This is a genomic window from Scytonema sp. PCC 10023, from assembly GCF_963920835.1.
Taxonomy (GTDB): domain Bacteria; phylum Cyanobacteriota; class Cyanobacteriia; order Cyanobacteriales; family Nostocaceae; genus Kalymmatonema.
Window position 1 is genome coordinate 1 of record NZ_CAWUDP010000179.1, and the last position, 10,580, is coordinate 10,580.

Below are 10,580 nucleotides of genomic sequence, written 5' to 3' on the forward strand. Positions count from 1 at the left end.
CATCGAAGTCGTTCTCAAGCAAGCTGCGTCCTAATGAAGATGGCTATGGCTATACCTCTAATGATATTGACAAACTCTTCTCCCTTGTGGAATGAAACAGCCCTGCCGCATAGTGGGGGTAGCAGTCGGCTTGCCTAATTGATTGCTGATGGTTTGTTTGGCTTGCTCAAGTGCCTGCCGCAGTGCCCGTTGTCCTAAAGTGTAAACTAACAAGCACAGACCCATAACCATCGGTAATGCGGCGACGCGCTCTTATTTCTGATACTGATGGTGTCATTCATAAAAAATACCATTAATCTCTTCGCTTACCTGCGGAATGTGGGTTTACTCCAACAGCAAGATTTAATTCGCGGGTTAACGGGTTTCCATTGGTGGCTTCAAATTGGAGCTTAATCGTAAGTGATTAGCCGGACATGATATGAGTTGAGTTTTGCAACACCTGCCACCCTTCCCCATGTAGACGGCTTTCCCGTTCTCAGAGTACTACGGTGGCTCCGTTACCCTGTGCCTCTCGGCACTTAGGGCAATCCCACATTCCCTAGACACTAGATGTATCGAGTGCGACTTAGGTGCCTCTTCCGTTTCCTTAGGTGAGGTCATTCTCTCTCGGTACTGTGCGGAAAGTTCAGGTGGCGACGACTTAGCCACCCTATCACAGTGACCCCGCCATGAGATGCTGTAGTCGGAGAATGTACGCTTCCATCACTGGAAACTGAGGTTTGGGCAGTTTGGCTCTCACCATATCGCACGGGTCTTGCAGAACCAAATCATAAGCATCTTCTGACTTCTTCCGCTTTAACAACATGCTACTGTCCCCTCTGGCTTTCACCATTAGGTTAGTTGTTGGCCCAGAGGTCATATGATTCCGTACCTCTCCTCTCTGTGAGAGGGTTCTAGCGCCTGGTTAAGTGGCGCACGTCATCGGCATAGCGTACAAAAGCGCGTTTACTTATGAGTTCGCTATTCTTTTTGTATTTTATGCCTAACACTTGTTCGATTCGATGCAGAGCTATATTAACCCAAGTTGCTAGTTACTCTTATCGGCGATTGCCCAAGGGGCAGTGCGCTCCGCGCAATCGCAACGAGGTCATTTCAGCAATAAAATCCCCTCCACAGAGAAATAAGGAGGGGTTTATGCTTAATGAAATTATTGCCATTTATGCTATCACTGATGATCTGTTAAAGGCGATTGGGCATGACGATGATATTCGACGTCAGATGAGTGATGCAGAAATTATTACAACGGCGCTGATTGCAGCCATCTTCTTCAATGGTAATAACAGTAAGGCTTGCGCCTACATGAAAGACCATAATTTCATACCGAAGATGTTGGAAAAATCACGCTTTAATCGGCGATTACGGGGTAAAAGTAGCGAAGACACTGTTGGCGAAAGTGTTACAAAGGCATAGACAAAAGTGTTACAAAGAAAAAGCCGCAACGACAGATTGGAGATTTTGACCTACGTAATACTTGAATTGACAAATATGTAGTACATTGACCAACAGTGTCACCGAAGATATTGTTGGCCAAGTGAATTTAAAGCTCTGAAAGCTTGATTCTGCTGTAGCTGACCATAACGAGGAATTAGGGATTACCCGACTTCGCCAACAGCATCAGTGGCTTGAGGATCACCTTGTTTTGCAGGTCTTCCACAAATTGCTTACCGCAGTTGCAGCATTTGAAGCGTTGTTAGCTATTGTGGATGTGACCATTTTTGATAGTGCCTTTTAGAGGTACAGCTTGGACAAGTGGGCATCGCGGGCAATGGAATCAGCAACCGTTGGAGTCTACCCTACTATCATTACATCTTGGGCACTACCCGTTGATTTAGTCCTACTTGCCAACGTTTGCACCGCCACAGATGCTACTTGAGCCACTGCTTCTGTGGGAAGTAATCGCAGTTGGTTCAAAATCTGCTCTAACGGTTCCTCTAATGGTAGCTCTCCCTTCACCAAGTAAGTTTGCAGTTCGGCAAGAGTCCAGCCTTTTAATTGTGCCAGCTTTTCCAGATTATCTGTATCTGGCCAAGCCAAGCCAGACTCCCAAAAATTGACGCATGATTTACTCACTCCCAACTGCTGAGAAAATCGACGCTGAGAGCAAACACCCCGCAATTCCTTAATTAGAGCCGCTAGTCTTTCTGCTTTAGTAATCATATTAAGATTTTATACTTTTTCGGTTGCTTTTTAGAGGAATCACTAATCAAGTTTACTCAATACGATAAATTGTTGAAAATAAGTGTCCAGAGCTTTAGACAAAAATGACTGATACTTTAGGCATTGTGGTTTAATAGAAATGATATTGTCTTGTGTAAATAACCACATAAGGTTAAAAACCTTAGTTTCAGGGATTTATGGGCTTTTTGATATAGTTCGCCCCCTTGCAGTGCCACTAATAGCCAACAGCGCTAAAAAAGCTAGTTTGGCATAGAGTGCCATAGCAGGTAAGAGCTTTGTCGATTTCACTCTACTACACTTTCTAATTGTGGCGAAGCAGAAAGTAACAAGAAAGAGTTTTTTGCAATTTCTTCATAGGACTAGGAGTCTTTATGAGTATTTCTTCTGATTCATCAAAGTTGAGCAGCAACGGTCAACATAATCATCTGCTGGCTTCTGTCTTTAAGTCTGTTGACCCAGCCTCCCTTAAACCACATGAGTTCAATTCGTCCATTTATGGAGCAACAGAGGACCTTTCGGACTTGGTTGACTTTATTCGCAACTCGCAATGGGTCAAGCCCTTAGTTATTAACCAACAGAACACGATCATCAGCGGACACCGACGTTGGAAGGCTGTGCAGTTACTGGGTTGGCAAAGTATTCCTGTGGAAGTAAGGGACTTTTCCAGTCCGGAGGCAGAGTTGGAGGCTCTGCTGCTGGAAAATGCCAGTCGTAGCAAGACGACTGAACAAAAAGTGCGTGAAGCCTTAGCTTGGGAACAAGTGGAAAAGGCTAGAGCGAAGCAGCGGCAACAACTAGCAGCTGCTGCTACCAATAAAAAATTAGGAAGAGATAACAAGGAGACGCTTGTGGAAAATTTTCCACAAGCGTCTGGAGGAAAAAGCCGCGAGCGCGTAGCTACACTTGTGGGTTTGGGTAGCGGTCGCACCTATTCCAAAGCCAAAAAGGTAGTTGCAGCCATAGACAAGTTGCTGCAACAAGGCAACACTGAATCAGCAAGCAGTTTACGAAAAGTACTCAATGAGCGGAGTGTTGATGCAGCTACAAGATTTCTCAAGGAATCTTCATCCAATCAGAATGCTGAAGAAAGAACCGTCCAAAAACGCAGCTGTTGGAATTGCCAATACTGTAGTAGAGAGCCAGTCAAAGATAACCACAGCTTTTATTGCTACAAATTTGGTTTTTTGAGTTTTCTCGAAAAAGATGCCCAGACAAGAGCATCCGAGTGTCAGGGGTGGAATTATCGGTGGAACGAGCCTGCCAAAAATAAATCTATACCAAACTCTTCGTATTTTACCCTCACACTTCCATTACACTTACAACCTATTTTTGAAGATGCTGCACGAGCGTCTGGAATGGCTCTTGTGGACTGGGCTTGTCATCACCTTTTACAAGCAGCTGAATCCACCAAAACAGTTTTAGAAGTATAAAATCCTGCATTTATACCTAATTGAGACACACTTGGATCAACGCTTGGCAAAGAACTGAAAGTTAATGACTTAAGTTTGTTTTTTGAGCATAGCGTTGCAATTAGTTTTAGGAAAAAGCACGAGTTTCACTGTTTAGTACTGTCTCTTAGTTAGTATAAAATGCAACTAAAAATTGAATATACTTATGCCAGGAACTAGGAAAAAAGGTAAACATTCCACTAAAAAAAATCCCTGTCCACTTTGTGGAAATACAACAGGAAGCTGTAAGCTTAATTACGACGGAAGCATTTATTGTTATCACTGTGATCCCCATTCCGCTCCATCTGGTTACGTTTATATTCGAGAGTTATCAGGTGGAATGGGACAAGAATTTATTGAGCCTCATATTGTAGATGAATTGTTAAGAGCAGCAATCACCCTTCAAAGTCAGGGTAAAAGAGCATCTAGCAAAGACATGGCAAATTTGACTGGACTGCCTTCGTCTTGGGTGATGGCAGTGCAAAAAGCTTATCCATCACAATTCCCTGAGTGGAACAACTCCAGTCGCACTAATTACTATCGCTCCAAATTTGGGGAAAAAGCAAAGCATAGGTCGAATAAATTCAATGATGCATCTTCTCATAGCCAAGAGACGCTTGTGGAAAATTTTCCACAAGCGTCTTTTCGTAAAGTTCTTAGCGAGCAAGAACGGGATAAGCAGTACCGACAGATATTAGAACAACTGCCACTGAAAGACGTTCACCAGACTCAATTGAAGGATGGGCGCGGACTAGGTGAGTTTGTTGACTTTATCGGTTTTTGTTCATGGCAGGAAACCCAGGTGGAAAATGTAAGTGCTGATTTACCCGGCGTCGTTGAGCGGAATGGTTCGTTGTACTTGTATGGTCAGCCAGGGATGTTCTTGCCAATTTATAACGAGTGCGGACAAATCATTGCTTTCCAGTTACGCCCAGATGACCCCAGCAGCGGCAAGTACAAATGGGGATCATCAGCACCTGCGGAAGGAAACGGACCAAGATTGGACAATGGGGAAATGCCACTGGCATTCTGCCGTCCCCCATCAGTTCAACTTCCGTCTATTGGTTTGGCTGAGGGAGTATTAAAAGCATGGTCAGTTGCTTGTCATTTACAGCAAATAATTATCGGTGCACCTGGAGCTGCTTGGGACTGTAGTCCGAACTTGTTGAAACGTTACCTCCAAAAAGTAGCCCAAGAACGAAATGTGTCCCTCTCTGCTTTAGTTATCGATTTGTATGTTGATGCCGGGATGCTTGCAAATGGGCATATTATGCATCGTTATTATGAAACGATTAAACTGTTGCAACAATGGGGATGTAAAACTCGTGTCGGCTGGTGGGGACAGTTCACTAAGGAAGATCCAGATATTGACGACCTAATTATTCAAGGAGGTCGTTACCAAATAACTTATATTTCAATTGAGGAGTGGATTGCACTGTCGCCTAACGACTCGCGCTATTCGTTACTGTGTAACGATAAACAGTTTGATACTTCTGATTGGCTAGCGCCGGTGCAACATCCCGATAGGTCTGAATTAGGATATTGGATTAAGTCGGGTAAGGGTTTTGATGATACAGGTTCAGAGTGGCAATGGATTCCTAAGGCAAGCTTCAGTTTTAAAATTGAGCGGGAGTTAGTAGGTACTAACAATGCCTTTGGTGGATTTGTGTTGCAGGTCAAGCGCAGTTATGACTCTCCAAAAGAGCAAGACCGAGTCGTAGTTCCAGCTGAAGCGCTGCATAAGGTAACGGATTTTGTAAATTGTCTGGCACGTTCTACCGGAAAGGTTTATTTGGTCAACAAGCTAAAGCCAGAGGAACTTCAGAAATACTTGCATAAGGAATTGGCAGCTTATCGAGAACGGGGAGGCAGACCTTACAAATTATGCGATCGCATTGGTCGGCAAGCAGACGGAATTTGGGTATTCCCCAACTGCCAAATTTCTGTAGATGGACGCTTCATCAGCGAGGAAGAGTCGGGTTGGGTTTTCAACCAAGCATTAATTGCGAAGGAAAAAATTCCTCTCCCCAACATTTATATAGAGCAAGAACCAGAAGTTTTAAAGCGCTTGGTTAATGCCATGCGTAGCTTTTTTGGGGAATCTGGGTTTATGCCAGCAATATTTACAATGTCGTTTGTAGTGGCTGGTTTGTTTTATGACGAAATCCTGGAAAAGGAAGGCTTTTTCCCGATTTTGGGACTATATGGCGATGCTGGAACCGGGAAGACGGTAGCAGCGGTGACGGCACTTTCTTTATTAGGGTTAGACCATCGGGCTGTACTCCATAAGACCTCTGAAAGCGGTTATTATGAACGATTTAAGTTGATGGGAGGATTAACGCAGTTTCTCGACGACCCAGACAAAGCTCAAGTCGATTGGATTTGTCAACAAGTAAAAACTCAATACGGTGGTGGGTCGCGCCTTGTACGGGAAAATAGCCAAGACCCTCATAGTGCCTTGATGGTCGCTTCTAATTTTTCAATTGGGGATGATGACCCAATTATTCTATCCAGATTGATTCGTTTGGTTTTTGAGGGAACTCCCAACCCAAATGCTTTCCAGGAATTACATTTTATTTCACGTCATTGTTCGTCTGTCTTGCCTGAATTCATTAAAATTGGTTACTTTCAGGAAGGAGTTAAGGAATTAGAATCTCAACTCATTTCAAAGCTACCTGCAGCGCACGCAAGATTAGCATCCAGTTTGGCCCTTGTTAGTTTCTACGCTTTTCGCTTGGCTGAACTCTCATGTGCTGTGTCAGCTGAAGAGGTGTGGGCTTACCTTGCTTCCTTGTGCGGTGAAGCCAATGAGGACGAATCGAAGAAATCTTCGCTCTCTGACTTTATTGATCGACTTCTGGTGTTGCGATCGCAAACTGAAATTGGTGAATGGAACTGCCGTCTCATTACTGAAGATGGTAACCCCGAAAATCGAAATTACAAATCTCTGGCAGTTTATATGCACGGAGTTTGGCCAGTGATATCCCGTTACTTCAAGAATGACTTGCCCTACAGTCAAAAAATGATTCGGCAGCAAATTGAGAAGGCGGGAGGCAAGACCTGTAGCAAGCAGAAATTTCACTGTGATAAGGACTCTTCCATAACCTACCAGCGGCTCAAGGTTAGTCTTCGGGCTGATGCTGATGGTGAGATCATGCTCCCAACGCCACCAGAAATGGTAACTCGCAGCTGTGTGGAGATACCGATTCAGTTGCTTTTAGACCGAGTTAACGGCTTTGAGTTACCTGATTATCCTTATTTTCCATCTATTTCTGTTGACTCGATGAGTGACGATAATGGCGGTAACTCAGACCCAGTTACTACGCCCGAAGAAACAGATAATGACCAGTTACCGTAAAAAGTGGTAACTGCTAGAATATAGGCAGGATAAGCATTTTAGCGTTTTATCTAACTTCAGTTACCACAGTTATTGCGTTTAAGAAAAAAACTGCTTATTTTTAACGTGAAAAACAAGCGGTAACTGATTCACTAGGTTTAGTAACCAAAACTCTTCTTTATGCTGCGGGTCTTTATACCGTCGGTGTTTGTTTACTTGTGGCGGTAACTGGTAACTGCTCAACCTGGATTACAGATATTTAGACATAGTTAATAGCGTCAACCTGCGTTTCAAAGGTGTATTGATTACGTTTGGAAAGTGCAGTACGGTTTGCAATTATCCATTAAACCCTTCATGAGTTCTTGAAAAAGCGGTATAAATCAGCACTAAATTTTAAATGAAAACGAAGTTGCAAGTTTTAGTAACCAACTTAAGTTATTGATATGTCTAGATTTACGGTTTGAGAGTTGCGCGTTAATTTTTTCTTTCAGTCTAAATACTATACTTTTTTAATACAAAATTTATATTTAGAAAAAGAAAGCTATTTTTTGGAAAAACTTATTTTTGTATGGTAACTATGGTAACTAAAAATAGAAAAGAGCTAAAACCTAGAATATGCAAGGATTCTAGCAGTTACTATTTTTTAGTAACTGCTAGAGTAACTAAGCAAAATTGCAATTTACCGGAGTAACTGAATTTTTTACAATGCTTTGCGACAGCTTATCTGTACCAGTAGCTCTGCTATGGTATTGATTAACGGTGACACAAGAGCAACGCTGAAAATCTAGCCATTCGGTTAGAGCATCTGCTAACTGAAAAATAAGAAAAAAAATATTTTGGCGTGTCCTGAGAGCCAACTGTATCAATTACTCAAGGACTTTATTGTTGACTCAAAGACTTTATTGTAGAGGTAAAAAATTTGACTTGCGTTGTAACACTATTCAATCAATCTGGCGGCGTGGGCAAGTCGAGTTTAGCCATGAACCTTGCCTACCATCTGCAAGAGCGCAAACATCGGGTGCTTTTGGTAGACATGGACCCGCAAGGTTCATTGACGACTTTTATGGGTTTAGACCCCACTTCACTAAAGCAAACTGTTTATGACTCGATTTTGCACAGTCAACCTCTGCCTGTTCACTCTAAAATTCATGGCATCGATTTAGCTCCAGCCAATATCAACCTCAGTGCGGCTGAGTTAGAACTGGTAGTGGCAGATATGCGAGATGTCAGGCTTAAGGAAGCCCTAGAGGCAGTGCTTGACCAATATGATTTTATTCTGATAGACTGTCCACCCAGTTTAGGGCTTTTAAGCTATATCAGCTTGGTGGCATCAACTCACGTCCTTGTTCCAATTCAAACTCAATACAAAGCGTTTTGTGGAACTGAGTTATTGTTGAGTACAGTAGCTAGAGTTCGTTCTCGCCCCAACCGCAAGTTGCAAATAGCAGGGTTTATTCCTACCATGTACGATGGTCGAAATGTTCAGGATGCTCGCACTTTGCAAGCCATACAAGAGCAATTAACGAAAGTAGGTATTGTTTACCCCCCTATTCCCCGTTCCACTGCTTTTGCCGATGCATCTGAAGACCATGTACCATTGGCTGTCCTTAACCGTAAACATCCTGCCGTGCCTATCCTCAAAAAAATTGCACAAAGTTTGGAGAAAATCAAATGAGTAGGCGCGATCGCCCCTATCAGCAAATGAAGTCTTTGGATATCCTGTTTGGGGACTCGCAAGCCGTAGCCCAGATGGTTCCGATTTCAGCAATTTGTCTGCCCCAGCAGCAGCCGAGGCGTTACTTTGACCCCTCTGCAATGCAGGAGTTAGTAGAGTCTGTGCGACAGCACGGAGTTCTGCAACCTCTTCTTGTGCGTTCTCGTTCGGATGACCAGTATGAGCTGGTGGCTGGTGAGCGTCGCTACCGAGCTGCGAAAGAAGTTCAGCTTGCTGAAGTGCCAGTTGTTATTCGAGAACTCAGTGATGAAGAGGCGATGCAACTTTCTCTGATTGAGAATCTTTGCCGTGAGGACTTAAATCCAGTAGAGGAAACGGAAGGTATTCTACAACTTCTGGCACTACGTTTGGGAAGTGATGTTGCGGATGTCACTCCCCTGCTTTATAAAATGAAGAACGCCGCAGACAAACACGACGAGTTTAGGCATAACGTTATGCCTAACTCAGAGGCGCAGTTAGTTGAAGAAGTTTTTACCAGCTTGGGGTTGATGACCTGGGAATCTTTCGTCAAGAACCGCCTACCGTTACTGAATCTGCCTGAAGATATATTGGCGGCGTTGCGTCATGGTTTGATTGCCTACACAAAAGCGAAAGCGATCGCCCGTCTGAAAGATGAAGTAGCACGCAAAGAACTACTGTCAGCGGCAATTAATGAAAATTTATCTCTAAGTGAGATTACTGCACGCCTTAAGGGCACACTTCCACCTTCTCAACCCGACGAGCGCAAAGAGCGTATAGAGACAACAATCCGCCGAGTGAAGCAGGCGCGGGTTTGGGAAGACCAGCACAAGTGGAGCCGTTTAGAAGCACTTTTGGCAGAAATTGAGGTCTTACTAGATAGCTAAATATTTGATGAAATTGCTTCGGAATTAAAGATGCTTACTCGAATTGAGATTGACGGCTTCAAGACGTTTGAAGGATTTGGTCTAGATTTGGGACCCATGCAGGTGATTCTTGGACCAAATGCTTCTGGTAAGTCCAACTTGTTTGATGCGATTCGATTGCTTTCAAATTTAGCCGGAAGTGATCTGCGTTCCTCTGTTAGAGATTTACGTGGCGAACCTGTCGAGCTATTTCGCATCCAGGCGGATGGCTCAAGAAGCACCCGAATGACGTTTGCTGTTGAATTACTCCTTGCTCCCGAAGTGCGCGACCCCTGGGGTGAGACGGTGAAAATTTCTCATTCTCGCGTGCGTTACGAGGTAGAAATTGAACTACAGCAAGTATCCTTTGGCTTAGAACGGCTGGTCGTAGTTAAAGAAGCAGCAGAGCCTATCCTCCCTGAAAGGGATTTGTGGTCATCAACACGAGAAATTTCACCTCAATTCCGGCAAGCCTTTTTCAAATATGGACAATCTTCTCCTTGGCTAACGACTGTAGAAACGGATGGCTACCGTAGTTTTCAAATCATGCCAGATGCTTATGACGTGGGTCGCACTCGTTCAGCTACTAGTGCTGAGGCAACAGTGCTTTCCAGTATCACCAGTACTGAATACCCTCATCTTTACGCCATTCGTGAGGAAATGCGTCAGGTGCGCTTTCTTCAGCTCGACCCTTACTTGCTGCGGCGTCCGAGTTCCACTACTGCTGCTCTTGAACTAGAACCAGATGGAGCAAATCTTGCCACAGTGTTGGCTAGAATTCAAAGTGAGACAGCAACTCGTAGTCAACCAAAGGGAGCGATAGCAGATATTGCAGCTTCACTGACTTCCCTGATTCCAGGAGTAGTGGATTTAAACATTTCTTTGGATAAGAAAAATAAAGAATACCAGATTGAAATTGGTTATCGAGATGGTACTGCTATATAAAAGCTAGACAAGTCTAGACATTTATAGCTATAGCCAGTCTAATTAGGACGTGGACTATAATAATTGCGATCACT

General features: G+C 43.7%; 8 protein-coding genes and 1 pseudogene. 6 read left to right on the forward strand and 3 right to left on the reverse strand.

The genetic code is table 11. The annotated features are described in order from the left end of the window. Nucleotides 1-105 precede the first annotated feature (105 nt). Nucleotides 106-252: pseudogene (locus tag ACM0OZ_RS46335) on the reverse strand (IS1634 family transposase); the annotation flags it as partial. A gap of 400 nt (nucleotides 253-652) precedes the next feature. After that, a complete protein-coding gene (locus tag ACM0OZ_RS46340; RefSeq protein ID WP_414589720.1) occupies nucleotides 653-805 on the reverse strand; it encodes a hypothetical protein in 153 nt (50 codons plus the stop codon). A 173-nt stretch (nucleotides 806-978) separates the two neighbouring features. On the opposite strand from ACM0OZ_RS46340, the gene ACM0OZ_RS46345 reads away from it, so the two are divergent. Then, nucleotides 979-1,410 (forward strand): hypothetical protein, encoded by a 432-nt coding sequence (locus ACM0OZ_RS46345; protein WP_414589721.1) that lies wholly within the window; start codon nucleotides 979-981, stop codon nucleotides 1,408-1,410. A 378-nt stretch (nucleotides 1,411-1,788) separates the two neighbouring features. Here ACM0OZ_RS46345 and ACM0OZ_RS46350 read toward each other — a convergent pair whose 3' ends face one another. Continuing rightward, complete coding sequence (locus ACM0OZ_RS46350; RefSeq protein WP_414589722.1) at nucleotides 1,789-2,157, reverse strand: helix-turn-helix domain-containing protein; 369 nt, start codon at nucleotides 2,155-2,157, stop codon at nucleotides 1,789-1,791. A 392-nt stretch (nucleotides 2,158-2,549) separates the two neighbouring features. On the opposite strand from ACM0OZ_RS46350, the gene ACM0OZ_RS46355 reads away from it, so the two are divergent. From ACM0OZ_RS46355 to ACM0OZ_RS46375, 5 genes are all read left to right on the forward strand, one after another. Beyond that, nucleotides 2,550-3,608 (forward strand): ParB/RepB/Spo0J family partition protein, encoded by a 1,059-nt coding sequence (locus tag ACM0OZ_RS46355; RefSeq protein WP_414589723.1) that lies wholly within the window; start codon nucleotides 2,550-2,552, stop codon nucleotides 3,606-3,608. Between the two features lie 358 nt (nucleotides 3,609-3,966). Next, entirely contained in the window at nucleotides 3,967-6,984 is a 3,018-nt protein-coding gene (locus tag ACM0OZ_RS46360; protein WP_414589724.1) for a hypothetical protein, read from the forward strand. A gap of 898 nt (nucleotides 6,985-7,882) precedes the next feature. Beyond that, the gene (locus tag ACM0OZ_RS46365) at nucleotides 7,883-8,638 is read left to right on the forward strand and encodes a ParA family protein (RefSeq protein WP_414589725.1); all 756 of its coding nucleotides are present in this window, start codon (nucleotides 7,883-7,885) and stop codon (nucleotides 8,636-8,638) included. Then, a complete protein-coding gene (locus ACM0OZ_RS46370; protein WP_414589726.1) occupies nucleotides 8,635-9,543 on the forward strand; it encodes a ParB/RepB/Spo0J family partition protein in 909 nt (302 codons plus the stop codon). Before ACM0OZ_RS46365 ends, ACM0OZ_RS46370 begins: the two co-directional genes overlap by 4 nt. Nucleotides 9,544-9,573: 30 nt before the next feature. Further along, complete coding sequence (locus ACM0OZ_RS46375) at nucleotides 9,574-10,506, forward strand: AAA family ATPase (protein WP_414589727.1); 933 nt, start codon at nucleotides 9,574-9,576, stop codon at nucleotides 10,504-10,506. Nucleotides 10,507-10,580: the final 74 nt, after the last annotated feature.